The organism is Pseudonocardia endophytica (assembly GCF_004339565.1).
Classification (GTDB): domain Bacteria; phylum Actinomycetota; class Actinomycetes; order Mycobacteriales; family Pseudonocardiaceae; genus Pseudonocardia; species Pseudonocardia endophytica.
Map to the genome: position 1 here is coordinate 911,118 of NZ_SMFZ01000002.1, position 25,287 is coordinate 936,404.

Genomic DNA, 25,287 nt, shown 5'->3' on the forward strand with positions numbered 1-25,287 from the left:
AGACAGGAGCAGTCGTGTCCGACATGTACCGCACCCACCTCGACGACTACGCCAAGCAGTTCGAGTCGTTCCTACGCCTCCGCCGGGAGGACGGGATCCTCGAAGCCCGGTTGCACACCGACGACGGCCCGCTGCGGTGGAACCTGGAGGTCCACCGCGGCCTGATCCCGGCCATGGCCGCGATCAACGACGATCCCGAGAACGAGTGCCTGATCCTGACCGGCACCGGCGACGCGTTCCTCGCCGAGTTCGACCGGCCCGGCTGGAAGCGGCACGGTTTCCACGAGCCGTTCACCAGCTACCACGGCTACGACATCTTCTACAAGGACCAGACCCGCGAACCGTTCGCGCTGCTCAACCTGCAGATCCCCGTCATCGCGGCGATCAACGGCCCGTCGATCGTGCACGCCGAGCTCGCGCTCCTCAACGACATCGTGCTCGCCTCCGAGAACACTCACTTCTACGAGGGGCACTGGGACGGTCTCGGCATCGTGCCCGGTGACGGCGTGCACACCCTGTTCCGCGAGCTCCTCGGCCCCAATCGCGGCCGCTACTTCCTGCTGATGGGCCAGCGCATGGGTGCCCACGAAGCCCGCGACCTCGGGCTCGTCGGCGAGGTCCTGCCGAGCGACCAGCTGCTCGACCGCGCCTGGGAGATCGCCCGGACCGTGTTCATGTCCAAGAACCGCATCCAGCGCCGCCTCACCCGCTCGCTGCTCATCCAGCCGTGGCGCGAGCTGTTCACCAGGGAACTGTTCTCCGGCATGGCCCACGAGAGCCTGGCCTGCTACGACTACTGGCCGATGTCCGACGAGCCCGGCTACGACATCGGCGACCTCGTCAAGCGCGACCCCAGCACGACCACGCCGGCACAGTAGGACGCTCCAGCGAGCCGACTCCGGCTGCGAGCCCGGGGTCCGACTGCACCGCCGGACACAGCCGTACACAACAAGATCGACCCGTCACCGTGTTCTCGCCGGCCTCGAAGGGGTCTTCGGCTCCCAGTCTGGGGCGGCCGCGGAGTCGGGCATAGGCCTGTAGCTCACCCACCGGGCGGCGACGCGTCGGTCGTAGGGCAGGACGACGAGTCCGTCGATGAAGGTGCGCATGGTCTCGACGCGTTGCGGTCCCCACCGGCGGACGAGGGTCCACTTGGTGAGCTCGCCGACAGTCACGAACGTCGCCGCGAGCACATTCCCGGCCAGCCGACCGGCGAGTGGCTCCTGGAGCCGGCGCCGTAGCAGCACGGAGGCTACGTCGGTGTCGAGGACGACGACGCTCACCCGAGGTCGGCTCGGCGGGAGGCGTAGAGGTCGGCGAGGAAGTCGTCGTGCTCGGTGTCGGACTCGAACGGGTCCTTGGTCGCGGCGAGGTCGTCCACCGTGGCGATGGGACGGGCGTCATGACGGCGCAAGAGCTCTTCGGTGGATACGAAGTCGTCAGCTGGCCAGTCATCCGGGCGTTGCGGGGTCGTGGTCATCACTGCCACCTCCGTTACGACGATGCTCCCACAGCGCCCAGCCGGTCTCGGGCGAATCGCCGACCCCTAGGGGGCTACACCGGCGGCCAGCCCGTCGAGCACCATCTCCAGACGACGCTCGAACACGGCGTCCGGGTCCGGGTGGTCGTCGGCGTCGACGACCACCCGCCGCAGCGCGGGGAAGCGACCGCTCGCCAACAGCTGCGTGAGGTACGGAACGGTGCTGCGCCGGTAGGCCTCGCGGTCCAGGCCCGTGCGCCGCCGAGCCTCCACCTCACCCAGCTCCTGCGCGACGAAACCCCTGGTGAACTGCAGCGCGGTGGCCAGCACGTCCATCATCGCGTCGATCTCCAGGCCGATCCCGTCCACACAGGCCAGGCCGGTCTCGCGGAACCGCAGGGCATGCGGCCCGAGCGTCGGCCGGTGCCCGAACCGGGTGATCCACGGGTGGAGGTGGTGGAGCCGGCGCATCTCGCCGGCCAGCCGCCGGATGTCGGCCCGCCAATCCCCCGACGGCATCCCGTCCAGACCCAGCTCTCCCAGCACCGCGTCGTACATCAGCTCGGTCAGGTCGTCCTTCCCCCCGACGTGCCGGTAGAGCGACATCGCGCTGTGCCCCATCCGGCTCGCGATCCTGCGCATCGAGACCGCGTCGATGCCTTCCTCGTCGGCGAGCGCGACGGCGGCCGCTGTGATGGCGCCGTGGTCGAGGGTGCGGGCCGGGCCGCGACCCTGACCGGAGAGGCGCGCCCAGATGACGGGCGGTGGTTCGTCGGTCACGGCAGCGCTCCTCGCGTGGGTTGCTAGCACCCTATCGGGACACTTACGGTGTACACGACTAGTCACGTACACCGTATATGACTCGAGGCGGCCCCATGACCTACTCCATCGCCGTCGTCGGCGGCGGCATCAGCGGCCTGGTGCTGGCGCGAATCCTGCAGAAGCACGGCGTCGACAGCACCGTCTACGAGCTCGACGCCTCCGCCACCGCCCGGCGCCAGGGCGGCCTGCTCGACCTGCACGTCGAGTCCGGCCAGCTGGCCCTGCGCGAGGCCGGCCTGCACGAGCGGTTCACCCGGCTGACCCGGCCGCAGGCGGAGGCGATGCGGGTGATGGACAAGGCCGGCACGGTCTTCATCGACGAGTCGCCCGCCGACGGGACGACCGGGCGGCCCGAGATCGACCGGACGGACCTGAGGGCCCTCCTGCTGGACTCGCTCGATCCCGGCCGGGTCGCATGGGGCCACAAGCTCACCGCGGCCCGTCGCCGTGAAGACGGGCGGTTCGAGCTCACCTTCGACGGCGGCGTGCATCGGACCGCCGACCTGCTGGTCGGGGCCGACGGCGCCTGGTCGCGGGTCCGCCCGCTGCTGTCGGCCGCAGTCCCGCAGTACGCCGGGATCAGCTACATAGACCTCTGCGTGACGGACGCGCCGACGAGGCTGCCCGCCTCCGCCGAGCTGGTCGGCACCGGGAGCCTGTTCGCGCTGTCCGACAACAAGAACATCGGTGGCCACGGCGGCCGCGACCTGCACCTGGGCGCCATGCTGCGCACCCCGGAGGACTGGGTCGAGACCCACGGCCTCGACGCCGCCGACGTGACTGCCGCGCGCACCGCGCTGCTGGCGGAGTTCGCCGACTGGCATCCGGCGCTGACCGATCTCATCCGGCACTGCGACGACGAGGTCACCGCCCGCCGGATCCACGCCCTCCCCGCCGGCCACTCGTGGCCACGCACCCCGGGCGTGACGCTGATCGGCGACGCCGCGCACCTGATGTCGCCGTTCGCGGGCGAGGGCGCGAACGCCGCGATGCTGGACGCCTGCGAGCTGGCGCTGGCGCTGGTCGAGCACGGCGACGACGTGGAAGGCGCCCTCCTGCGGTACGAGAGGGCGATGTTCCCGCGCGCGGATGTCGCCGCCCGGATGTCGGCCCGCGGCCTCGACCTGTGCTTCGCCGACGACTCCCCGCGCGGGCTGGTCGAGTTCTTCGGACGGATGGGCACCCCGGTCAACTCGGGATGACGCGCATCCAGATGTTCACTCGGTCGAGGTCCTGCTCAAGGTCTACGCCAAGACGATCGACGGCCAGGACGCCATCGTGCGGCGCCGGGTCATGGACGCGCTCGGGTACCGCGACGGCGGACCGTGAACGTGGGCACGCATTGGACACAGAGACCCGCCGACGCCCGGTCAGGGCCGGACGCAGCCGTACACAACAAGATCGACCCCTCACCGTGTTCTCGCTGGTGAGGGGTCGTTTTCGCTGGTGACGCGGTGGGTGCCCCCGGCAGGATTCGAACCTGCGCTCCCGCCTCCGGAGGCCGGCGGACCGGGTGATCTATCGGGTCCTTGCAGGAACTCTGCGGGCCTGACGTTTGCCGGATCGGTCTCCGTGGCCCCCTGCTGCCCTGTGCTTCGTTCCACGAGTCGTTCCACGCAGCCAGCTCAGGACCATGCTGCTGGCCCGCGCATACCGCTGGAGTGCTCAGCTCCAAGTCATGGGTGGCGGACCATGCCTACGGGCAGAACTCCAGGCGTACCAGCCATTTACCGCCGATGCGGCGAACATCCACCTGACTAAGCCAGGTGCCGCTGCAGTTTTCGACTAGGCATCGAACCACTCAGGGCGCCGGGGACGGGCGGGATCTCGTGGCATATGCAGGACGACCTGATAGCCGCGACGGTCGTCTTGCTCGATATGCCCATGGGCCAGCGCGACCGCCCCGCGCTGATGGATCAGGTCGAGGAGCAAGGAATACCTGTTCGTCATCGCCATCGTCAGCTCGCCGACACGATCGGGGCCGATCCGTACTTCGATCACGCGCTCTCCGCGATACTTGCCCTTTGCGGCGAGACAGAAGTCCAGGACGAACTCGCCGGGTTGCTCGATGTCGGAGCAGTGGTCGGCGCACCGCGCCAAGACGTCCTGGTGTGCCTCCTCCTTCGTGACGGTGCAGAACCAGTCGGCGTTGAGGCGGATCAAGTCTTGGGTGCTGCTTGCAAAGGATGCCTCCGGTCCGGTGACGGCTGCCGCGAACAACCTGCTGGGTGCCGCAACGTGGAGGTAAATGCCATAGTACTTTCCGGACCCGCCGCCGGTTATGCGCGCAGGGCAGCGTGCGACTCGGTTCTGCTGGCGAAGCGGTAGCAGATGTGGTTGATAATGACGCGCCACCTCGCGGGCCAGGTAGCCAACCGTTACGGATCGGCCACCGTGCACGACATCGATCCGCACCGCGCTGTTGTCGAACGGGTTGCTTGGTTCGGGCACCATCAGTGCGATTGCAGGCAGGTGGCTGTCGAGATCGTATCCGGCGACATGTCCGCCTGATGCCAGTTTGAGGCCCTGTTGATAATGGGATTCTCCCACGACTCCGAGCCGGCCGTCGTCTGAGACGTCGACGGGGTCGACGTCGATCGCCGAGAGGCGAGGCGGGTTCGAGTCGTAGTCGTTCTGGCTGTACTCGAACAGCTGCGGCTTTGGAGCGACCACCACTTGCGTCGGGGGCTCCGGCCTCGGTCGCCGGTGAGCGGCGTTTCGACGGGTTTGCTCGCACGTGTCAGTCACATCGGCGAACTGGTTCTGTCGGTTCACCGGAGGGGGCGTGGCCTCCACCGGGCTTGGACGACCAGCGCCCCAGTCAGTCCCGGCCCAGGTGTGGGTCTGTTCCGCTGGGTGTCGAGATCTCGTGGGGGCTAGGCCTCGATCGACGCTCTTTCGGCGCCGGAGTATGTTCCAGGGCATCATGAATCCAATCGACTTCAAGGGGTCGCAAACCGAGGATGGGCGTATCGACAATCAAGTCATAAGTTGCCTCCTCAGATGTATCTGCCTCGCTGTCCACTCTTGGTGTCCGAATCGGTTCTGTTCATCGATATCATTCGGCAGGCGGCATCGGAGCCGGTCGGATGGCCCGATTAGAATTAGAGGAGGCCCGCTGCGGGTGTCCGGGATCAAATGCAGGTAGCTTTGGCGGATCAGTACGGCCGGTAGAGCAGATCCTCAGCTCGACCAACAAGGCCAATCGATCCAGGGCACTCGGAGTTGACCATCATTTTGGCCCGTTCGATCTGCGCGCCAGCGGATCGACCGGGCGATGCAGTACTGATGGCGTCGATCGCGCTCTCGACTTCGTACTGATTCGAGAGCCTAGAGCAGAGATCGTCTGCGTCAGAATAGAATACCGATATTGCGATGGTGAGCTGAAGAATCAGGATGCCGATCGTAGCGGCTCCACCGACTACTCCGATCATGGCCAAGTTGATGTGGCCGGCCAGACCCTTCCGGGCCCGATATAGCCCGGGTCCTCCAAGCGCGAGCGCGAGGGCCGCAAGAAGAAAGCCGAGGACCCCGGGAGCTCCATATACGGCGGGGTCCGCGAAGAGCCAGATCAACGGACCGACGATCGCGGCAATGATGGTCAGGACGAACCCGGTCACGCCGAGCCCGTTCGAGAGCGGTGGGGTGGCCGGAGGCGGGTATGCACCCTGTGGCAGATACCAGCGACCAGATACCGAGTCGTACTGAAGATCCACGCCGAGACCTCTCCTGTCATACTGACGGCGCAGACCGTTGCGGCGCCCGGACACATCGATGTCGACCACACGGATGCGCCTCGTTACTCCGATTCGTCCGGGCTCCCCAGAACTTGGTACGAGCGCGAGGCTGTGAGGTAAGGGGCGGTCGGTCGCCCCCCGCGGGTCAGGCGACCAGTTCGAGGCCCTCGTGATCGCGGTAGTCGGCGAAGTCCTTCACGTTGAGCGTCGCGAGCGGAAGCTCCCGGGCGAGGCAGCACGCGGCGACCCACGAGTCGTTGATCGGGCGCGGCCGTCCTCGCATCTGGGCGTGGGCGTGGATCTCGCCCCACACTGTCGCCACGCGTGGGCTGTACGGCAGGACGATCACCTGCGTAAAGAAGCGTTCTAGGCCCGCACGGCGCTGCGGTCCCCAGCGACGCAGGAACGTCCATTGGGTCAACTCGCCGACGGTCACGAACGTGATAGCCAGCCGGGCGCCCGCGAGCCGGCTCGCGAGGCGGTCGGGCACGCGGTCCTTGAGGATCGCCGACGCGACGTCGGTGTCGAGGACCGTCGCGCTCACGCGAGGCCGGCGCGGCGGGAGGCGTAGAGGTCGGCGAGAAAGTCCTCGTACTCCTCGTCGGACTCCCACAGATCGGGCTGGGCGAGGTCCTCCACCGACTCGATGGGTCCGACGCCCTGTCGGCGAGCGAGCTCCTCGGTCGAGACGTACCCGTCGTCACCTGGCTGGTCGTGGTTCGGGCTCGAGGTCATGGCCTTCACCTCCATCGTCTGAGCAATGGTCTCACCCAGGGCCACGCGGGACCCTCAACTGACATGTCCTCGATCGGCGAGTCGGTCCGGAGCCGGGTCCCGATCGGGAGGCACGCTGCAGCCGCCGGCGCCGGCGCGCCCGGCCACCTCGCCGAGCTGGCCCGAAACGATCCCCCTCTCCGGAGGGGCGGACTGCATCGCTCCACGCGGTGCCGCTGACCTGCGAGAACAGCTCTCGGATCTGAGCCGATCGAGCGCCGTGGGTACGTCCTGGGTACGAGCCCATTCTCCCGGCATCTCCCTCGTCCTGGCCGCCTGCTCGTCGTGGAGACGGGTGCAAGGGTGGCGCAGCCATCGCGGAGCGACGCCGTAGGCGCCCTTGTGGTCGGCTCTGCGGCGTGGACACTTCACGGCCGAGGGGGAAGCTCCCTGCCGCTCTTCGATGCCTGGTGTTCGTCGACGCCGATGAGAGACCGTGACGCCCCTGCCGAGCCCTCGTGCATCTGGCGCCTCTCCACGGCTGCGGGCCGGGTAGCCGGACCGACGGCCGCGACCGGGCCGGAGGTAGAGGGAGCGAAGCCGGCGGGCCGGCGTGGCCGGCCCGCGCGCCGCCGGAGGCGGCGCCTTGATGTTCAAAGAGGCGTACTCGGCAGACGGGTCGGGATCGGATCGGCATGCGTGACCGGAGCGGCAGGATGTAACGCAGCATGGCGAGAGTGCGACGCATAGCTGTGCGCATCCAGTCGGCGACTATCCGCAACTTCCGAGGAATCGACACCCTGAAGGTTGAGTTCGACAACGTCACGACGTTGCTTGGCCCTAACGGAGCTGGAAAGTCGACAATTTTAAGAGCGCTCGACTGGTTCTTTAACGGAGATAAGGGTCGATTCGCAGACGCCGATATCAACCAGCATGCCGGCGAATCAGATCTAGTACAGGTGTCGGTTACGTTTGCCGACCTTACCGTCCGTGACAGAGAGATCCTGACTCGAAAGTATGCTCCGGAGTCCGCCGAGACGTTTACTGCGTGGCGAAGTTGGAACGGGCAAGACGACAAATTCACTGGGAAGGGTGTAGCCTTTGCTTCATTTGAGAATGTTCGTTCTGCAGTAAGTGCTGCCGATAAGAAGGCAGCACTTCAAGAAGTGGGACGTCAGTATCCCGATCTAGATATTCCGAAGTGGACAAATCAAACAAACACGTTTACAGCGATGGATGAGTGGGAGGCGAATCATCCGGAGTTTCTCAGCGACGCAGATGTATCTGACACGCACTTCTTCGGATTCCAGGGCGGCGGACGCTTGTCCGGGGTCTTCGACTACGTCTTCGTGCCTGCTGATCTGCGAGCCGAGGAGGAAGTGTCGGATAGCAGAAGCTCAGTGGTCGGTCGCATCTTGGCTTTGGCTGTCGACAGAGAGGGCGCTTCCGCCGAGATAGATCAGCTGAAGTCGCGGTACTCACGAGACGTCGAGGAAATTATCGAACGAACCCTGCGAGGGCAGCTGTCCGGCTTGGCGACAAGCGCGACTGAAGCGATAACTGCATTCGCGCCAGGGTACGAGTTGAAGCTCTCTGCGGTGACGCCGGATCTAAAAGTCCCAGCACTCTCGGTCGCGGCTGAGTTCGGGGATGGCAAGACATTTACGAGTGTCGACCGACAAGGCCACGGGCTTCAGCGGACGCTGCTTATTGCGGCTTCCAAGCTCCTTGCGGAGCAAGGATCGAAGGCAATCACAGACCACTCGATGGTGCTTGCGATCGAAGAGCCCGAGTTATTCCAACACCCGACACAGGCGCGTGTTTTTGCACGGGTATTGCGTGCGATGGCAAGCGGAACGGACGCGCAAGTTCAAGTAGCTTACGCGACCCACAGTCCCTACTTCATTGAGCCGCGGTACTTCGATCAGATCCGGCTAGTGAGGAGGCGTGGGCCATCTAAGACAATTTCCGTCAGTACGGCCTCTTTGGAGAGCGTTTCGCTTCGCTTGGCTGGACATGTGGCGCAGTCCGCATTGGTCTCGCGGTGGGATCAAGTGTGTCTAAAGAACCTTCCTGACGCATTCTTCGCTGAAACTGTCGTACTTGTCGAGGGTGATCACGACAAAGCGATCATCGAAGGTGCAGCGCATCGTGATAGGCCTCTTGAGTACGACGGTATCGTTGTTTCGTCGGCGCAGGGTAAGGGGAAACTGTCAGTCCCGCACGCTATCTTGGCTGAGCTATCGATACCCACACTATGCGTATTCGATAATGATTCCGGATGCGGTGATCGTATGCGTCAAGACGGGAAGGACGAGGAGAAGATCGAGCAAGCCGAGCGATCGGTTCGGCGAGAGAATCGCGAGCTTTGTCGATACCTAGAAATTCCCGAGGAAGATTACCCGTCTGGAATCGTGAGTGACACAGTGTGCGTTACCCCCGACACGATCGAGTCGGTTGTCAACGTAGAATGGCCAGATTGGGCTGCAACGCGAGACAAGATCATCGATGACGGGCGAGGGACCGGTGGAAAGAACGCCGCAACATACCTGCTCGCAAGCGAGGAGTGCGCAACTGATCCGCCTGGATTCATCCGCGACCTGGTCGTCGCCGCGCGTCAATTATGCGAAGCGGTGACTGAGTCGACATTAGGAAGTAGTCAGCCGGGTACGTCGATGCCAACGCGGAACGCCGCTGATATCGGCGCGCCACGCTGACCGAAAACAGCGGTCAGGGCGGCGTCGGGGGTTAGATCGGTCTCGCTCGCGGCGATATACCCTTCACGGCAGTTTAGAATTTCGCTGCTCATGAATCGCTGTATCGGCCATCCCGACTCTGTGGTCAAGACCCGTGCAGCGCCCGTAGCATCGAGGCCGATTTCAGCCAGACTCGGAGAATAGTTGCGCGGGAAATGAGCAGTCCGTTGCCGTACAGCTTTGGCTGGTAGGACTCGGGCACCGAACGGGGGATTCGCTGCCGACGCGACCCTGCGCGAACTGACGAGTGGCACAACCTGTTCGAACGGGACGGTGTGCGGATGGCCGGAGCTGACGGCTCTGCTGCACGCTCACGTCGGCGAGTTCGGGATCGGTCCGGATGGCCGGCTGTTCGTGGGGGAGCGGTCACCGGAGCTGCCGAAGTTGACCTAAATGCGTGCGTGGCGCTCGGCCCGGCGCCTGGCTCTTTCACGGAAGCCGTCGCGGCCTCGCCGCTGGCCGCCACCCCCTACGCGCTGCGGCACGCCTGCGTGTCCACCTGGCTTAACGGCGGCGTCCCGCCGACCCAGGTCGCCGAGTGGGCCGGGCACTCCGTCGAGGTGCTGCTGAAGGTCTACGCAAAGACGATCGACGGCCAAGACGCAATGGTGCGGCGGCGCGTGATGGACGCCCTCGGGTACCGCGACGGCGGACCGTGAACGTGGGCACGCATTGGGCACAGAGACCCGCCGACGCCCGGTCAGGGCCGGACGCAGCCGTACACACAAAGATCGACCCCTCACCGTGTTCTCGCTGGTGAGGGGTCATTTTCGCTGGTGGTGCGGTGGGTGCCCCCGGCAGGATTCGAACCTGCGCTCCCGCCTCCGGAGGGCGGTGCTCTATCCCCTGAGCTACGGGGGCCGTGCGTAGGAACAAACCCTAGCGCACCCCCGCGTCGTCGACGCAGGGGGTTACCGAACTCTCAGAGCGGCAGCGGCTGCCCACCGCGCTGAGTGAGCAGGCTCTTCATCAGGTCGGTCTCGGCGGTCTGCGAGACGAGCATCTGGCCGGCGAGGTTGCGGACCTCGGAGGTCTCCGCGTGGTCGCGGCCGTAGGTCAGCATGCTCACGCCGCCCTCGTGGTGGCGCAGCATGAGCTGCAGGAACACGACGTCCATCGCGGGCCCGGTCGTCGTCCGCAGGCGTCGGAGGTCGTCGCTGGTCGCCATGCCGGGCATCCGGTCGACCCCGCCGGACATGTCCATGCCGGAGTGACCGGACATCGATGGGTCGTCGGCCATCCACGTCATGTACGTGCCGGTCGGCAGCGCCGGCATCTCCCAGAGCCCCAGCCAGCCCTGCATGCGGCCGATCTGCTGGTTCTGGGTGGACTCGATGTCGTACGCGAGCTGCTTCAGCGCGGGGTCGCGCGTATTGTCCCGCTCCCACGCCGCCATCTCGACGGCCTGGCGGTGGTGAACCGACATGTCCTGCGCGAACCCGACGTCGACCGAGTCCTCGGACGGCGTCGAGGTCGACCCGACGAGCGAGCCGGCCAGGACGGCGATCACCAGGACGGCGACCATCGCGATGCCGAACAGAGCCGCCGGACGCCAGCCGGGCCGGGCGGGCGCGGGTCGGTCGGCCTCGGTCCGCTCGGGCGTCTCGGTGCTCACGGGTCCAGGATGCCCCTCACTGCCCCGGCGCGGGGGCGGGAGCGGCCGGAGCGGACCCACCGGCCGCGGGGTCCTGGGCCACACCCTGGCTGCCCAGGTTCTCCGGGAACACGGTCTGGTTGTCCACGGCGGACTCCGGCGGGATCGCCTTGAACGGCGGCGGGTTGTCCTGGTCGAAGTAGCCCGGCCCGAGCGCGTCGCAGCTGGCGCCGACCTCGGGGTAGGTGAACCGGTTGAGCCGCAGCGAGCGGATGAACTGGTCGATGCGCTCGTCGTCGGCGGACTGCACGGCGAGCTGGTGGCCCCAGGACTGCAGCGAGATCGGCGTCGCCAGCCCGGGCCACGGCGACATCACGGACGCGGGCTGACCGTCGACCTTGGCCTTCAACGTGTCGAGGTCGGCGCCGGTGACCTGGTCCGGGTTGTAGGCGATCCAGACCGCGCCGTGCTCGAGGGAGTGCACGAGGTTCTCGGTGCGTACCGGGTTCGGGTAGACGACGCCGTTGCAGGCCGCCCAGTAGCCGTCGTGCGCGCCGCCGAACGGCGGGGTCTTCGTGTACGCGACCTGCTGGTTCGGCTGGATGTGCTGACCGCCGCCGTACTGCTGGCTGACGATGCCCGAGATGGCAAGCGACGGGTCCTTGTTGTCGTCGCTCGGGATCCACTTGCGCGCCTCGGCGCGCTGCACGAGGGGATAACCGATGAACACGGCGGCGAGCGCGATGACGAGAACGATGGCGCCGATCATCAACCAGGGGATCTGACGCTGGTTGACCGCCTTCACGGCGGGCGCGCGCTTGCTCTTGTTGGACGTCTTGCCGCTGGCCATCTGTGTCCTGACGATCAAGCCGGCGTGCCGGGCCGGCGCGTGGGGGCACGTCGGGCGGGCTCACCACCCGGGCGTGAAGTCTAGGGAAGGCGCCCGCGACGCCGACGGGCGGTCACTGGCTGGCCCACCAGCCGTAGGACCGGTAGTCCGGATACGGCGCGACGAACTCGGCCACCGGGCCGGTCGAGACCGTGATCCTCGACGAGGTCACGAGCTCGCCGGGGATCACGTACGTGGACTGTGCCCAGGTGCCCGCTGGCCGCTCCGGCAGCTCCCACTCGCTGGAGTGGACGCCGTTCACGTCGACCCGCACGCGGGACTTGCCCTCCGCCGTGGGCCCGGCGCCGATCCGGCCGGTCAGCGCGACCGGACGTCCGGGCGTCAGGTGGTCGAGCGTGAACGACTCGCCGCCGGTGACCGAGCGCGCGCTGTCCACGACGGTCCGCCCCGGAGCGACCTGGCCCGCGTCGACCATGCTCACCGGCTGCAGCCCGAGCACCGGCGGGTGCGGGGTCCAGTCGTGCGCCGCCTCGTCGTCGAGATCGCCGACGTTGACGTGGTCGCGGATCGTGCCGGGGACCGGCAGGTCCGGCCGGTCGCCGCTGCCCGCGTTGCGCCAGTCGGCCTTCCAGACGTTCACGCGGTCGCAGGTGCGGTCGATCTGGCAGGTCTGCGGCGCGGTCACCGAGAGCGGCCGGGGCGGTGCGACGAGCTGGAACGAGACCAGTGGTTCCGTCCCGTAGATCGTCGAGCGGCGCAGCTCGCCGACCGGGGCGCCGCCCCACTGGTCGAACACGGCGAAGTAGTCCGGCCGTTTCCCCGGCGGCAGGTGGCGCAGCGCCTCGTACAGCGTCCCGGCGCCGTTGCGCGACGCCCGGTCCATGCCCGGTGTCGTCAAGCCGACGAGATCGACGGTCCGGTGGCCGCCGAACCAGGCCGCGGCGCCGACGTCGTTGACACCGACCGACGACCCGGGCGGCACGTGGTAGGCGATCCAGTCGCCGACCGACACCGGCCCCTCGCGCATCGCCGACGCCTGCTGCCCGAACCGCAGCGCCCACGTCGGCGTCGCGAGCACGGAGAACAGCAGCAGCACGGCGAGCAGCCCGTGCAGCACGGCGGGCCGTCGCGTCCGGCCGGCCACCCGGGCGACCCCGTCCACGCCGAGCACGGCGAGCAGCAGGAACAGGGGGACGAACGGCTGCAGGTAGCGCAGGTTCTGCCACTGCGCCGTGCTCAGCGTGGACAGGCTGAGCAGGACGAGGGCGAGCCCGGCCGCCAGTACGACGGTGAGCGTGCGCCGGCCGCCGGTCCACAGCGCGGCGAGGCCCAGCACCGCGAGCACGAGCGTCAGCGGCGGCAGGAAGTCCTGCCCGGACAGCCCGGCCAGCGACGCGGCGATCTCCCGCAGGTTGCGCACCGTCCCGTCGGCGACCTCGAGCGGCTGCATCAGCAGGCCCTGGTGCAGCAGCGACTTCGCCTGCACACCGGACGCCTGGACGCTGCCGGTGGCCAGCTGGTTGAACAGGAGCTGGCCCGCGGCGGCGACGAGCGGGAGCACGGCCAGTGCGGGCGTCCACCACCGCCGGTGCGCGGACGGGACGACCCGCCGCCAGGTCCAGAGCATGGCCGCGACCAGGCACGCGGCGACGATCAGGCCCTCCGGCCGGGTGAGCGCGAGCAGCGTCGCGAGCACCGGCGTCGCCACGAACCGCCCGCGCAGCTGCTCGCGCACGAACGCGTACGCCGCGCCGACGAGCAGGACGGCGAGGACACCGACCTCCATCCCGCTGACCGATCCCCACAGCAGCGGTCCGGAGACCATCACGAGCACGCCGGTCCACACCCCGACGGCCCGGCCGGCGATGCGCGTGCCCAGCAGGGTGATCAACGCCGTCGTCGCCGCGGCGCACACCGCACCGAGCCCGACGGCGAACGCCAGGAGGTACTGCCCGTCGAACCCGATCGCGTACGCGCCACCCAGCATGAACGCGTACAGCAGGCTGGAGGCGCCGGTGGTGACCGGCTCGCCGGGGAAGTAGCGGAACGGCTCACCGAGCCCGAGCTGGCGGGCGTACTGCAGGTGGATGTAGACGTCGTCGAGCGGCGGGATCAGCCGTCCCTGGTTGTATCCGAGGCTCACCTGCAGGAACACGAACGACAGCGCCAGCGAGCCGAGCGCCAGCAGGGCGGCCGTCCGGTCGACGCGGGCGAGCCCACGCCGGATCCGCGTGGTGCGGGTCGTGCCGGCCGCGGGGGGCGCCTCTGGCGTCGCTTCCTGCGTGTCGCTCATGATCCTCCGGCCGGAGCGCGGCCGCGTCCGGCCGTCGGCGTCTCCGGCACACCGTCCGAGGCCGGTGCGCGCACCGGCCGGGTGGACGACCGTAGCGGCGGGGTGGTCCGGGCGGTGGAAAGGGGTGCGAGGCCGCGTACCGGCACCTCCTAGAATTCGGCAGGTGAACCCCGACGTGCTCGCCGATCTCGTCCGTGACGTCGCACGGGACGTGCTGTCCCGACGCGGCCTGGACGTCGGTGCGCTGCCGGAGGACGTCGGCGTCGAGCGCCCGCGCAACCCGGAGCACGGCGACTACGCCACGAACGTCGCGCTCCGCACGGCGAAGAAGGCCGGTGTCCCGCCGCGTGACCTGGCCGGATGGCTGGCCGAGGAGATCGCGACCCGGCCCGGTGTGGCCGGCGCGGAGATCGCCGGGCCCGGTTTCATCAACCTGCGCCTTGCCGCGGACGCGCAAGGTGCGCTCGTCGGCGAGATCCTGGGCGCCGGAGACACCTACGGAACCGGTGACGAGTACGCCGACCGCACCGTGAACCTGGAGTTCGTCTCGGCGAACCCGACGGGGCCGCTGCACCTGGGCCACACCCGGTGGGCGGCTGTCGGCGACGCGCTCGGGCGCGTGTTGTCCGCGCGCGGGGCGAAGGTCACCCGCGAGTACTACTTCAACGACGCCGGCGGCCAGATCACCCGGTTCGTCGAGTCGCTCGTCGCCGCGGCACGGGGCGAGCCCACGCCGGAGAACGGGTACGGGGGCGCCTACATCGGGGACATCGCGTCGCAGGTCGTCGCGGCCGAGCCGGGCGCGCTGGAGCTACCGGACGCCGAGCGTGACGAGGTGTTCCGCCGGGTCGGTGTCGGGCTGATGTTCGACGAGATCAAGCGCGCACTGCACGCCTTCGGCACCGACTTCGACGTCTGGTTCCACGAGAAGTCGCTGCACGACTCCGGCGCCGTGCAGACCGCGGTGCAGCGGCTCAAGGACAGCGGGAACCTCTACCCGGCCGACGGCGCGTGGTGGCTGCGCTCCACCGACGAGGGCGACGACAAGGACCGTCCCGTCATCAAATCGGACGGCAACCCGGCCTACATCGCCGGCGACCTGGCCTACTACCTGGACAAGCGGGCCCGCGGGTTCGACCTGTGCATCTACATGCTCGGTGCGGACCACCACGGCTACATCGCCCGGCTGCGCGCCGCCGCGGTGGCGTTCGGCGACCCGGCCGACACGGTCGAGGTCCTGATCGGGCAGATGGTCAACCTGTTCCGCGACGGCCACCCCGTGCGGATGAGCAAGCGAGCAGGCACCGCGGTCAGCATGGACGACCTGGTGGAGGCGGTCGGCGTGGACGCCGCCCGCTATACGCTGATCCGGTCCTCGGTGGACTCCACACTGGACATCGATCTCGACCTGATCGGCCGCCGGACGAACGACAACCCGGTGTTCTACGTCCAGTACGCGCACGCCCGTCTGGCATCGCTGATCCGCAACGCGGCCGGTGCCGACGTCACACCGGGCGAGGAGTTCGGGCTGCTGGAGCATCCGCGCGAGGGCGACCTGATCCGGACGCTCGGCGAGTTCCCCGAGGTCGTGCGCGCGGCCGCCGAGCTGCGCGAACCGCACCGGGTGGCCCGGTTCCTGGAGTCGCTCGCGGCGGCGTACCACAAGTTCTACGACGCCTGCCGCGTCCTGCCGATGGGCGACGAGAACGTCACCGACCTGCATCGGGCCCGTCTGTCGCTCTGCATGGCGGCGGCGCGGGTGCTGGCCAACGGGCTGGGTCTGCTCGGCGTGTCCGCTCCGGAGCGGATGTGAGGGCGCACCCGGCAGGGCCCCTGCACGCCGGCATCTCCCTGCCGCCCGAGTCGGCCGGACCTCGTCCGACGTCGGCCGCGGAGCTCGACGAGCTCGCCCCCGCCGTGTGGCCGCGGAACGCCCGGCGCGGTGCCGACGGTGCGCTGCGGGTCGCCGGTGTCGACGTCCGGGACCTGGCACGTGAGCACGGCACACCGCTGTTCGTGCTCGACGAGGACGACTTCCGCGCCCGGTGCGCGGAGTTCGCGGCCGCGTTCGGGGCGCGGTCGGTGCACTACGCGGCGAAGGCGTTCCTGTGCACCGAGGTCGCCCGCTGGGTGGACCAGGAGGGCCTGTCGCTGGACGTGTGCTCCGGCGGCGAGCTGGCCGTGGCCCGCAGGGCCGGGTTCCCGCCCGAGCGGATCACGTTGCACGGCAACAACAAGTCGCTCGACGAGCTGATCGAGGCCGTCGAGTACGGCGTCGAGTGTGTCGTGCTCGACTCGTTCCACGAGATCGCCCGCCTCGACGCCGTCGCCCGGGATCGCGACGTCGTCGCCCCGGTGATGATCCGGGTGACGGTCGGCGTCGAGGCGCACACGCACGAGTTCATCGCGACCGCGCACGAGGACCAGAAGTTCGGCTTCTCGGTAGCGGGCGGCGGCGACACGGCGGACGCGCTCGAAGCGGCCCGGCGGGTCGTCGCGGCACCGAACCTGGAGCTCGTCGGGCTGCACAGCCACATCGGCAGCCAGATCTTCGACACCGACGGCTTCGAGGTCGCGGCACGACGGGTGGTGCGCCTGCTGGCCGCGCTGCACCGCGAGCACGGGGCGGAGAATCTCGGCGCGCTGCGCACGCTCGACCTCGGCGGCGGGGTGGGCATCGCCTACCGGGAGAACGAGCGGCCGCTGCCGATCGTCGGGCTGGCCGAGGAGCTGCGCGGCATCGTGAAGCGCGAGTGCCACGCCGCCGATCTCGACGTGCCGGACATCGCCGTCGAGCCGGGGCGGGCGATCGCCGGGCCGGGCACGGTCACGCTCTACGAGGTCGGGACGATCAAGGACGTGCCGCTCGACCGCGGGTCGCGGCGGTACGTCAGCGTCGACGGCGGGATGAGCGACAACATCCGCACGGCGCTCTACGACGCGGCCTACGACGTCCGCCTGGTGTCCCGGTCGTCCGCCGTGGACAGCCTGCCGGACGGCGACAAGCCGGTGCTGTCCCGCGTGGTCGGGAAGCACTGCGAGTCCGGCGACATCGTCGTGCGTGACTGCTGGCTGCCCGCCGACCTGGCCTCCGGCGACCTGCTGGCGGTGGCCGCGACCGGGGCCTACTGCTACGCGATGGCCAGCGGTTACAACCGGCTGCCGCGCCCCGCCGTCGTCGTGGTGCGGGAGGGCTCCGGACAGGTCCTGCTGCGTCGGGAGACGCTCGAGGACCAGTTCCGCTTCGAGGTACCGGCGGACAGCCAGGCGTACGCGGGTACGTGAGTCGCACCACCCGGCGTGGGTCGTGGTGAGGTGAGCGGGAACGATGACGCCCGGCCGTGCCGGGTAGGACAGTTTGCGAGGAGATCGGGTTGACCAGTGGCGAGCGCACCGAGGTGCGCGTGGCGGTGCTGGGCTGCGGCACGGTCGGCACCGAGGTCGTGCGGCTGCTCACCGAGCAGGCCGACGAGCTGACGGCGCGGGTCGGTGCGCCGGTGCGACTGGTCGGCGTGGCCGTGCGGCGCCCGCACCGGCACCCGTGGCTGACCGAGACGTTCGGCGACCTGGTGACGACGGACGCCGCCGCGCTCGTCGCGCGCGACGACGTGGACGTCGTCGTCGAGGTGATCGGCGGCATCGAGCCGGTCCGCACGCTGCTGCTGGAGGCGCTCAAGTCCGGCAAGTCGGTCGTCACCGCGAACAAGGCGCTGCTGGCCGAGGACGGGCCCGCTCTGGCCGAGGCGGCGGACGCGTCCGGCGCCGACCTCTACTACGAGGCGTCCGTGGCCGGGGCGATCCCGCTGCTGCGCCCGCTGCGCGAGTCGCTGGCAGGCGACCGGATCACCCGGGTGGCCGGGATCGTGAACGGCACGTCGAACTTCATCCTGTCGGCGATGGCCTCCGGCGGGACGTCGTACGCGGACGCGCTGGAGGAGGCCACCCAGCTCGGCTACGCCGAGGCCGACCCGAGCGCCGACGTCGACGGCTACGACGCCGCGTCGAAGGCCGCGATCCTCGCGACGCTCAGCTTCCACACCCGGGTCACCGCCTCCGACGTGCACCGCGAGGGCATGCGCGAGGTGAGCGCCGCGGACATCGCCGCCGCGAAGCTGCTCGGCTGCACGATCAAGCTGCTGGCGATCTGCGAGCGCGTCCACGACGCCGACGGGACCGAGTCCGTCTCGGCGCGGGTCTACCCGGCGATGGTGCCGTCGTCGCACCCGCTGGCGAGCGTCGACGGCGCGTTCAACGCCGTGTTCGTCGAGGCCGAGGCAGCGGGCCAGCTGATGTTCTACGGGCAGGGCGCCGGCGGGGCGCCCACCGCGAGCGCCGTGCTGGGCGACCTGGTCGCCGTGGCGCGCAACCACGTCGCAGCCGGACGCGGGCCGCGCGAGTCGGCGTACGCGAGCCTGCCGGTGCGGGCGATCGGCGCCGTGCCGACGCGCTACCACGTCGACCTCGAGGTGGCCGACCGCGAGGGTGTGTTGGCCGCGATCGCCGGGGAGTTCGCCCGCAACGGCGTGAGCATCGCCGCCGTGCGGCAGACCGGTGGCTCCGCGGGGGCCGCGGACGGTGATCCGACGCAGGCCCGGTTGACCGTCGTGACGCACACGGCGCCGGACTCCGCGCTGGCCGGGACCGTCGCCGCGATCCAGGAACTGGACGTCGTGAACGGCGTGAACAGCGTTCTGCGCGTCGAGGGTCTCGGGCGCGCCGTCAGCGCACTGGGGGTGGCCGGATGACCGGGCAGACCGCGTCGACCGCACGCCAGACCGTCGCGCCACCCCCGTCGGGACACTGGCCGGGGGTGATCGAGGCGTACCGCCCCCGGATGCCGGTGCAGCCGGGCTGGCAGGTGGTCACGCTGGCCGAGGGCGGGACGCCGTTGCTGCCCGCACCGCGGTTGTCCGCGCGTACCGGGTGCGAGGTCTATCTCAAGGTCGACGGCGCGAACCCGACCGGGTCGTTCAAGGACCGCGGCATGACGATGGCCGTGACCGCGGCGCTCGCCGACGGCAAGCAGGGCGTGCTCTGCGCGTCCACCGGCAACACGTCCGCGTCCGCCGCGGCCTACGCCGCGCGGGCCGGCATGACCTGTGCCGTCCTCGTCCCGCGCGGCAAGATCGCGCTGGGCAAGCTCGCCCAGGCCGTCGCGCACGGTGCCCGGATCCTGCAGATCGACGGCAACTTCGACGACTGCCTGGAGCTCGCCCGCAAGACCACTGCCGACTACCCGGCGATCGCGCTGGTCAACTCCGTGAACCCGACCCGGATCGCGGGCCAGGCCAGCGCCGCCTACGAGGTCTGCGACCAGCTCGGGCAGGCCCCGGACGTGCACTGCCTCCCGGTCGGCAACGCCGGCAACATCACGGCGTACTGGCAGGGCTACCGCGGATACCACGCGGACGGCCTGATCTCGGACCTGCCGCGGATGTTCGGCTTCCAGGCCGCCGGTGCCGCACCGCTCGTGCACGGCGGACCGGTCAAGAACCCGGAGACGATCGCGACGGCGATCCGGATCGGGGCGCCCGCGTCGTGGGACGGCGCGGTCGCCGCCCGTGACGAGTCGAACGGCCGGTTCGCCGCCGTCACCGACGACGAGATCCTCGCCGCCTACCGGCTGCTCTCCGCCGAGGAGGCCGTGTTCGTCGAGCCGGCGTCCGCGTCGAGCGTGGCCGGCCTGCTGCAGTCGTCAGCGGACGGGACGCTCCCGCGCGGCTCGCTCGTGGTGTGCACGGTGACCGGGCACGGCCTGAAGGACCCGGACACGGCGCTGCTCTCGGCCGGTGAGCCGGAGGTCGTCCCGATCGATCCGGGGGCCGTGGCCGCCGCCCTCGAGCTCGCCTGATGGGGCGGCCGACCGAGGTCCGGATCCGCGTTCCCGGCTCCACGGCGAACCTCGGGCCGGGATTCGACTGCTTCGGGCTCGCGCTCGGTCTCTACGACGAGCTGGAGGTCAGCGCCAGCGACACGCCCGGTGTGTCCGTCGAGGTCTCCGGTGAGGGGGAGGGGCGCGTGCCGCTGGGTCCGCGCCATCTCGTCGTCCGCGCGATGCACCAGTCGTTCGAGCTGTTCGGTGACGCGCCGGCCGGGATCCGCCTGCGCTGCACCAACACCGTGCCGCACTCGCGCGGTCTGGGCAGCTCCGCGGCGGCCGCCGTGTCCGGCGTCGTCGCGGCCGCGGTGCTGGCCGGACGTGAGATCGACGGCGAACGGGAGGCCCTGCTGCAGCTCTCCGCCGGGATCGAGGGGCACGCGGACAACGCGGCCGCGAGCCTGCTCGGCGGGTTCGTCGTGGCGTGGGAGACGACCGGCGCCGCCCGCCGCTTCCACGCCGTGCGCCTCGACGCGCACCCGGACGTGCACCCGGTCGCGTGCGTGGCCTCCACCGAGTCCGCCACGAAGGCGACGCGCGGCCTGCTCCCGGACCGGGTCCCGCTGGGCGACGCGGCGTTCACCGGCAGCCGGACCGCGCTCGGCGTGCTGGCCATGACCGCCCGCCCGGACCTGCTGCTCGCGGCGACCGAGGACCGCCTGCACCAGCCGTACCGGCGGCCGGCCTATCCGGACTCGCTGGAGCTCGTCGAGTGGCTCCGGTCGCACGGGATCCCGGCCGCGGTCTCCGGCGCCGGCCCGACCGTGGTGGCACTGACGACCGACGGGACGCTGCCGCCGGGGGCCGAGCGGGACGGGTTCCGGGTGCTCCCGTTGCCGATCGACGCCGCCGGGATCCAGGTCGACGCCGCGTGATGCCGTGACCTGCGGCGATCTCGCCGCCCGGTGTGGTGTTCGGCGCGCCGGGGAGGGGGTTGTTGCCGCCGCTGTGCGGTACGTCTACGCTCGGCAGTCACATGGCGATCCACGCGACATCCGCGTAGTCTCGTGTTCGGCCCGCTCGCCGATCTCCCATGGTCCTGTTCTCACGATTCTCCGGGATCGGGACCCCGAACGGGCGGTCCGTTTCCCGTGACGTCGTCATGGGCCCGCAGATGTTGCCGGTGATGGTCGATCACCCGTCCCCCTCCCGGCAGTCCGTCCGGTGACCGTGCCGGGCGAAGCGCGTGAATCCGCTGACCTGGACGCAGACGAGTCAGGTCGGTCAGGAAGGAACTTCGTGAGCGAGACCGATCTCGTCGGCTCCCAGTCCGATAGCGACGCACCAGCGGCTCCCCGTCGTCGTGGTGGTCTCTCCGGCATGGTCCTGGCCGAGCTGCGCCAGCTGGCCACCGAGCTGAACGTCCCCGACATCTCCGGCATGCGGAAGGGGGACCTGATCGCGGCGATCAAGGAGCGGCAGGGCGACAGCGCCCCGGCCAAACGATCCTCGCGCCCGTCGCCCCGCTCCGCGACCGGCGATGCCGCCGCCTCCGGGAACTCCCAGCTCACGCTGGGTGAGTCCGGTTCGGACGGTGCGTCGAGCAACGGCTCGGCCACGGACACCGCCCCGGCCGCGAACGGGACGGCCGACGCCGCATCCGGCTCCGCGGCGAAGGCCTCCACGGACGGTGCGGCCGAGCAGGAGACGCCGACGCGCCGTCGTCGCGCGGCCAGCCGTCCGGCCGGGGCGCCCGCCGCGTCCTCCGCTCCCGAGACCGACTCGTCGACGGCACAGGCTGCTCCGCAGACCGACGGCGTGTCGGGCGACGGCGCGTCGGGCAACGGCGTCGCCGACGGTGCCGCCGCAACGGCCGCCGCGAGCGCCCCGTCCACTCCGGACGTGACCGAGGCCTCGACCCCGTCCACCCAGAACGGCTCGTCCGAGCAGGCCGGCGGCTCCGAGCAGGCCGGCGGCTCGTCGGAGCAGAGCGGCTCGTCGGAGCAGGGTGGTGAGGGCGGTCCGCGCCGCAGGCAGACCCGCCGGCGCGGTGGTGGCGGTGGCGACGACCGGCAGCAGGGCTCGTCGCAGAACCAGCCCCAGAACCAGCCCCAGAACCAGCCCCAGAACCAGTCCCAGAACGACGAGCGGGCCGAGCAGCCCGCCGGCGTCGCGGCGGACGCGGGCGGTAAGGGCGACGGCCAGGACGGCGACCGCTCCGACCGTCGCGGCAACCGGGACAACCAGGGCCGCGGCAACCAGGGCGGCAACCGCGGTGGCGACAACCAGGGCAACCGCAACGGCCGCGACAACCAGGGCAACGGCGGCGGCCGGAACGACAACGGCGGCGGCCGGAACAACAACGACAACGGTGGCGGCCGGAACAACGACCGGAACGACCGCGCCAACGACCGCGCCAACGACCAGGACGACGAGGACGGCGACGGCCGCGGCCGCCGCGGTCGCCGGTTCCGGGACCGTCGTCGCGGCCGGGACCGCGAGCGCACCGGCGGTGGCGGCGGAGGCGTCGACACCGAGATCCGCGACGACGACGTGCTGCTCCCGGTCGCCGGCATCGTCGACATCCTGGACAACTACGCGTTCGTCCGGACCACCGGCTACCTGTCCGGCCCGACCGACGTCTACGTCTCGATGTCGATGGTGCGCAAGAACGGGCTGCGCCGCGGCGACGCGATCACCGGTGCCGTCCGGCAGCCGCGCGACGGCGAGCAGCAGCGCCAGAAGTTCAACCCGCTCGTGCGGGTGGACACGATCAACGGCCGGGACCCGGAGACCGCCCGCCAGCGGCCCGAGTTCACCAAGCTCACCCCGCTCTACCCGAACGAGCGGCTGCGCCTGGAGACCGACCCGTCGATCCTGACCACCCGGGTGATCGACCTGGTGATGCCGGTCGGCAAGGGCCAGCGCGCGCTGATCGTGTCGCCGCCGAAGGCGGGCAAGACCACGATCATGCAGAACATCGCGAACGCGATCACCACGAACAATCCGGAATGCCACCTCATGGTCGTCCTCGTCGACGAGCGGCCGGAGGAGGTCACCGACATGCAGCGGTCGGTGAAGGGCGAGGTCATCGCGTCCACGTTCGACCGGCCGCCGTCGGACCACACGGCCGTCGCGGAGCTGTCGATCGAGCGGGCGAAGCGCCTGGTCGAGATGGGGCACGACGTCGTCGTGCTCCTGGACAACATCACGCGGCTCGGCCGGGCCTACAACCTGGCGGCGCCGGCGTCCGGCCGGATCCTGTCCGGCGGTGTGGACTCCACGGCGCTCTACCCGCCGAAGCGCTTCCTCGGCGCGGCGCGCAACATCGAGGACGGCGGGTCGCTGACGATCTTCGCGACGGCGCTGGTCGAGACCGGGTCGACGATGGACACGGTGATCTTCGAGGAGTTCAAGGGCACCGGCAACGCCGAGCTCAAGCTCGACCGCAAGATCGCCGACAAGCGGGTCTTCCCGGCCATCGACATCGGCGACAGCTCGACCCGCAAGGACGAGCTGCTGATGTCCCCCGACGAGCACGCGGTGATGGTCAAGCTGCGCCGGGTGCTCGCTGCGCTGGACGACCAGCAGGCGATCGACCTGCTGATCACCCAGCTGAAGAAGAACAAGACGAACATCGAGTTCCTGATGCAGGTCTCCAAGAACGCCCCCGGGGCGCTGACCGAGGACTGACGTCGTTCGTCACCAGGGCCCGGCGGGAATCACCGCCGGGCCCTGGTGGTTGAATGGGTCGCAAGCCATACGGCTCCGGTTCACCCTCGCCGCTCTGAGAAGAGCAGGGACCCGGCGCCACGACGAGAGGACACACCCATGCGTTCGGGCATCCACCCCGAGTACGTCGACACGCAGGTCACCTGCGGGTGCGGCAACCAGTTCCAGACGCGCAGCACGAAGTCCACGGGCGCGATCACGGTCGAGGTCTGCTCCGCCTGCCACCCGTTCTACACGGGCAAGCAGAAGATCCTGGACTCCGGCGGCCGCGTGGCCCGCTTCGAGGCGCGCTACGGCAAGCGCCAGCGCACCAGCTAGCTCCCTTTCGCGGCGCCCGTCACCTCGCAGCGAGGTGGCGGGCGCCGTTTCGTATGTCAGCCCCCATGATCGGAAGGACCGCATGAGCACGCGTGAGTCGGTCGACGCGCTCCTCGACGAGCACGCCGAGCTCGAGCAGCGCCTCGCCGACCCCGAGGTGCTCGCGGACCCGGCCGCCGCCCGCAAGCTGGGCCGCCGGTACGCGGAGCTGGGCCCGGTCGTCGCCGTGGCGAACGAGCTGGCCACCACCCGGGCCGATCTCACCGCCGCGCGCGAGCTGGCCCAGGAGGACAGGGCGTTCGCCGCCGAGGCCGACGACCTGGCGTCACGGATCGAGCCGCTCGAGGAGCGTCTGGCCGAGCTGCTCGTGCCGCGCGACCCGCACGACTCGGACGACGTCGTGATGGAGGTCCGCTCCGGTGAGGGGGGCGAGGAGTCCGCGCTGTTCGCCGGTGACCTGGTGCGGATGTACACGCGGTACGCCGAGGGCCGCGGCTGGCGGGTCGAGCAGCTCGGGTCCACGCCGTCGGACCTCGGCGGGTTCAAGGACGTCACGCTGTCCGTGCGGTCGAAGGACCCGTCGTCGGGCGGGGTGTGGGCGTCGCTGAAGTTCGAGGGCGGGGTGCACCGCGTCCAGCGCGTGCCGGTGACCGAGTCGCAGGGCCGGATCCACACGTCCGCGGCCGGGGTGCTGGTGTTCCCGGAGGTCGACGACGCGCCGGACGTCGAGATCGACGAGAAGGACCTGCGGGTCGACGTGTACCGCTCGTCCGGGCACGGGGGGCAGAGCGTGAACACCACCGACTCCGCGGTCCGGCTCACCCACGTGCCCACCGGCATCGTCGTGACCTGCCAGAACGAGCGCTCGCAGCTGCAGAACAAGGCCCGTGCGTTGGAGGTGCTGCGCTCCCGGCTGCAGGCGAAGGCCGAGGCGGAGGCCGCCGAGCAGGCCTCCGCCGACCGCCGCTCCCAGGTCCGGACGGTCGACCGCTCCGAGCGGATCCGGACGTACAACTTCCCGGAGAACCGGATCTCCGACCACCGCGTCGGGTTCAAGGCCCACAACCTGTCCACGGTGCTCGACGGCCGGCTCGACGACGTGATCGCGGCGCTGACCACGGCCGAGCGGGCCGAGGCGATGGCGGCCTCCTCCTCCGACGGGTGATCGCATGA

Annotated in this window: 21 protein-coding genes and 1 tRNA gene; 12 read left to right on the plus strand and 10 right to left on the minus strand. The window is 69.8% G+C overall.

The genetic code is table 11. The annotated features are described in order from the left end of the window. Positions 1 to 23 precede the first annotated feature (23 nt). A complete protein-coding gene (locus tag EV378_RS23130; protein ID WP_243653949.1) occupies positions 24 to 878 on the plus strand; it encodes an enoyl-CoA hydratase/isomerase family protein in 855 nt (284 codons plus the stop codon). Positions 879 to 962: 84 nt separating this feature from the next. Here EV378_RS23130 and EV378_RS23135 read toward each other — a convergent pair whose 3' ends face one another. After that, positions 963 to 1,283, minus strand: coding sequence for a PIN domain-containing protein (locus EV378_RS23135; protein ID WP_132429549.1), 321 nt, complete (start codon positions 1,281 to 1,283; stop codon positions 963 to 965). 263 nt (positions 1,284 to 1,546) lie between these two features. Further along, on the minus strand, positions 1,547 to 2,260 hold the full coding sequence (locus EV378_RS23145; RefSeq protein ID WP_165922439.1) for a TetR/AcrR family transcriptional regulator: 714 nt from the start codon (positions 2,258 to 2,260) through the stop codon (positions 1,547 to 1,549). Between the two features lie 95 nt (positions 2,261 to 2,355). On the opposite strand from EV378_RS23145, the gene EV378_RS23150 reads away from it, so the two are divergent. Next, positions 2,356 to 3,504: an FAD-dependent oxidoreductase gene (locus tag EV378_RS23150; RefSeq protein WP_132429552.1), complete on the plus strand. Its 1,149-nt coding sequence runs from the start codon at positions 2,356 to 2,358 to the stop codon at positions 3,502 to 3,504. A gap of 583 nt (positions 3,505 to 4,087) precedes the next feature. On the opposite strand, the gene EV378_RS23160 is transcribed toward EV378_RS23150, so the two are convergent. The 4 genes from EV378_RS23160 to EV378_RS23175 all read right to left on the minus strand — a co-directional run bounded on the left by EV378_RS23160 (position 4,088) and on the right by EV378_RS23175 (position 6,774). Further along, the gene (locus tag EV378_RS23160; protein WP_132429554.1) at positions 4,088 to 5,077 is read right to left on the minus strand and encodes a hypothetical protein; all 990 of its coding nucleotides are present in this window, start codon (positions 5,075 to 5,077) and stop codon (positions 4,088 to 4,090) included. Positions 5,078 to 5,460: 383 nt separating this feature from the next. Further along, on the minus strand, positions 5,461 to 6,087 hold the full coding sequence (locus tag EV378_RS23165) for a hypothetical protein (RefSeq protein WP_132429555.1): 627 nt from the start codon (positions 6,085 to 6,087) through the stop codon (positions 5,461 to 5,463). Positions 6,088 to 6,184: 97 nt separating this feature from the next. Continuing rightward, complete coding sequence (locus EV378_RS23170; RefSeq protein WP_132429556.1) at positions 6,185 to 6,583, minus strand: type II toxin-antitoxin system VapC family toxin; 399 nt, start codon at positions 6,581 to 6,583, stop codon at positions 6,185 to 6,187. Beyond that, positions 6,580 to 6,774 carry a hypothetical protein gene (locus EV378_RS23175; RefSeq protein WP_132429557.1) on the minus strand — a complete coding sequence of 65 codons (195 nt, stop codon included), beginning with the start codon at positions 6,772 to 6,774 and terminating at the stop codon, positions 6,580 to 6,582. The genes EV378_RS23170 and EV378_RS23175 overlap by 4 nt, the downstream gene beginning before the upstream one ends. A gap of 716 nt (positions 6,775 to 7,490) precedes the next feature. On the opposite strand from EV378_RS23175, the gene EV378_RS23180 reads away from it, so the two are divergent. Beyond that, positions 7,491 to 9,470, plus strand: coding sequence for an ATP-dependent nuclease (locus tag EV378_RS23180; protein ID WP_165922440.1), 1,980 nt, complete (start codon positions 7,491 to 7,493; stop codon positions 9,468 to 9,470). A 440-nt stretch (positions 9,471 to 9,910) separates the two neighbouring features. After that, positions 9,911 to 10,168, plus strand: coding sequence for a site-specific integrase (locus tag EV378_RS23185; protein WP_243653728.1), 258 nt, complete (start codon positions 9,911 to 9,913; stop codon positions 10,166 to 10,168). Between the two features lie 130 nt (positions 10,169 to 10,298). On the opposite strand, the gene EV378_RS23190 is transcribed toward EV378_RS23185, so the two are convergent. The 4 genes from EV378_RS23190 to EV378_RS23205 all read right to left on the minus strand — a co-directional run bounded on the left by EV378_RS23190 (position 10,299) and on the right by EV378_RS23205 (position 14,246). Beyond that, positions 10,299 to 10,370: transfer RNA gene (locus EV378_RS23190), tRNA-Arg, on the minus strand. 61 nt (positions 10,371 to 10,431) lie between these two features. Then, positions 10,432 to 11,124, minus strand: coding sequence for a DUF305 domain-containing protein (locus tag EV378_RS23195; RefSeq protein ID WP_243653729.1), 693 nt, complete (start codon positions 11,122 to 11,124; stop codon positions 10,432 to 10,434). Between the two features lie 16 nt (positions 11,125 to 11,140). Beyond that, entirely contained in the window at positions 11,141 to 11,953 is an 813-nt protein-coding gene (locus tag EV378_RS23200) for a DUF3105 domain-containing protein (RefSeq protein WP_132429559.1), read from the minus strand. A gap of 112 nt (positions 11,954 to 12,065) precedes the next feature. Further along, positions 12,066 to 14,246 (minus strand): hypothetical protein, encoded by a 2,181-nt coding sequence (locus EV378_RS23205; protein WP_132429560.1) that lies wholly within the window; start codon positions 14,244 to 14,246, stop codon positions 12,066 to 12,068. 163 nt (positions 14,247 to 14,409) lie between these two features. Between EV378_RS23205 and argS the strand changes: the two genes are divergently transcribed. The 8 genes from argS (at position 14,410) to prfA (ending at position 25,279) form a co-directional block, all read left to right on the plus strand. Next, on the plus strand, positions 14,410 to 16,059 hold the full coding sequence (argS, locus tag EV378_RS23210) for an arginine--tRNA ligase (protein ID WP_132429561.1): 1,650 nt from the start codon (positions 14,410 to 14,412) through the stop codon (positions 16,057 to 16,059). After that, complete coding sequence (lysA, locus tag EV378_RS23215; RefSeq protein WP_132429562.1) at positions 16,056 to 17,531, plus strand: diaminopimelate decarboxylase; 1,476 nt, start codon at positions 16,056 to 16,058, stop codon at positions 17,529 to 17,531. Before argS ends, lysA begins: the two co-directional genes overlap by 4 nt. 89 nt (positions 17,532 to 17,620) lie before the next feature. Further along, positions 17,621 to 18,991, plus strand: a complete 1,371-nt coding sequence (locus EV378_RS23220) for a homoserine dehydrogenase (RefSeq protein ID WP_132429563.1) — start codon at positions 17,621 to 17,623, stop codon at positions 18,989 to 18,991. Continuing rightward, the gene (gene thrC, locus EV378_RS23225; RefSeq protein ID WP_132429564.1) at positions 18,988 to 20,097 is read left to right on the plus strand and encodes a threonine synthase; all 1,110 of its coding nucleotides are present in this window, start codon (positions 18,988 to 18,990) and stop codon (positions 20,095 to 20,097) included. The genes EV378_RS23220 and thrC overlap by 4 nt, the downstream gene beginning before the upstream one ends. After that, positions 20,097 to 20,999: a homoserine kinase gene (gene thrB, locus EV378_RS23230; protein WP_132429565.1), complete on the plus strand. Its 903-nt coding sequence runs from the start codon at positions 20,097 to 20,099 to the stop codon at positions 20,997 to 20,999. Before thrC ends, thrB begins: the two co-directional genes overlap by 1 nt. 364 nt (positions 21,000 to 21,363) lie before the next feature. Beyond that, positions 21,364 to 23,757, plus strand: a complete 2,394-nt coding sequence (gene rho, locus EV378_RS23235; protein ID WP_243653730.1) for a transcription termination factor Rho — start codon at positions 21,364 to 21,366, stop codon at positions 23,755 to 23,757. A 138-nt stretch (positions 23,758 to 23,895) separates the two neighbouring features. Continuing rightward, a complete protein-coding gene (gene rpmE / locus EV378_RS23240) occupies positions 23,896 to 24,114 on the plus strand; it encodes a 50S ribosomal protein L31 (RefSeq protein ID WP_132429566.1) in 219 nt (72 codons plus the stop codon). An 82-nt stretch (positions 24,115 to 24,196) separates the two neighbouring features. After that, positions 24,197 to 25,279, plus strand: a complete 1,083-nt coding sequence (gene prfA / locus EV378_RS23245; protein ID WP_132429567.1) for a peptide chain release factor 1 — start codon at positions 24,197 to 24,199, stop codon at positions 25,277 to 25,279. The last annotated feature ends 8 nt before the right edge of the window (positions 25,280 to 25,287 follow it).

Excerpts from the sequence above, each read along its gene's own strand:
- EV378_RS23130 (WP_243653949.1), top strand. The coding sequence starts at position 24 with ATGTACCGCACCCACCTCGACGACTACGCCAAGCAGTTCGAGTCGTTC.
- EV378_RS23150 (WP_132429552.1), top strand. The coding sequence starts at position 2,356 with ATGACCTACTCCATCGCCGTCGTCGGCGGCGGCATCAGCGGCCTGGTG.
- EV378_RS23175 (WP_132429557.1), bottom strand. The coding sequence starts at position 6,774 with ATGACCTCGAGCCCGAACCACGACCAGCCAGGTGACGACGGGTACGTC.
- EV378_RS23200 (WP_132429559.1), bottom strand. The coding sequence starts at position 11,953 with ATGGCCAGCGGCAAGACGTCCAACAAGAGCAAGCGCGCGCCCGCCGTG.
- EV378_RS23205 (WP_132429560.1), bottom strand. The coding sequence starts at position 14,246 with ATGAGCGACACGCAGGAAGCGACGCCAGAGGCGCCCCCCGCGGCCGGC.
- thrC (WP_132429564.1), top strand. The coding sequence starts at position 18,988 with ATGACCGGGCAGACCGCGTCGACCGCACGCCAGACCGTCGCGCCACCC.
- thrB (WP_132429565.1), top strand. The coding sequence starts at position 20,097 with ATGGGGCGGCCGACCGAGGTCCGGATCCGCGTTCCCGGCTCCACGGCG.
- rpmE (WP_132429566.1), top strand. The coding sequence starts at position 23,896 with ATGCGTTCGGGCATCCACCCCGAGTACGTCGACACGCAGGTCACCTGC.
- prfA (WP_132429567.1), top strand. The coding sequence starts at position 24,197 with ATGAGCACGCGTGAGTCGGTCGACGCGCTCCTCGACGAGCACGCCGAG.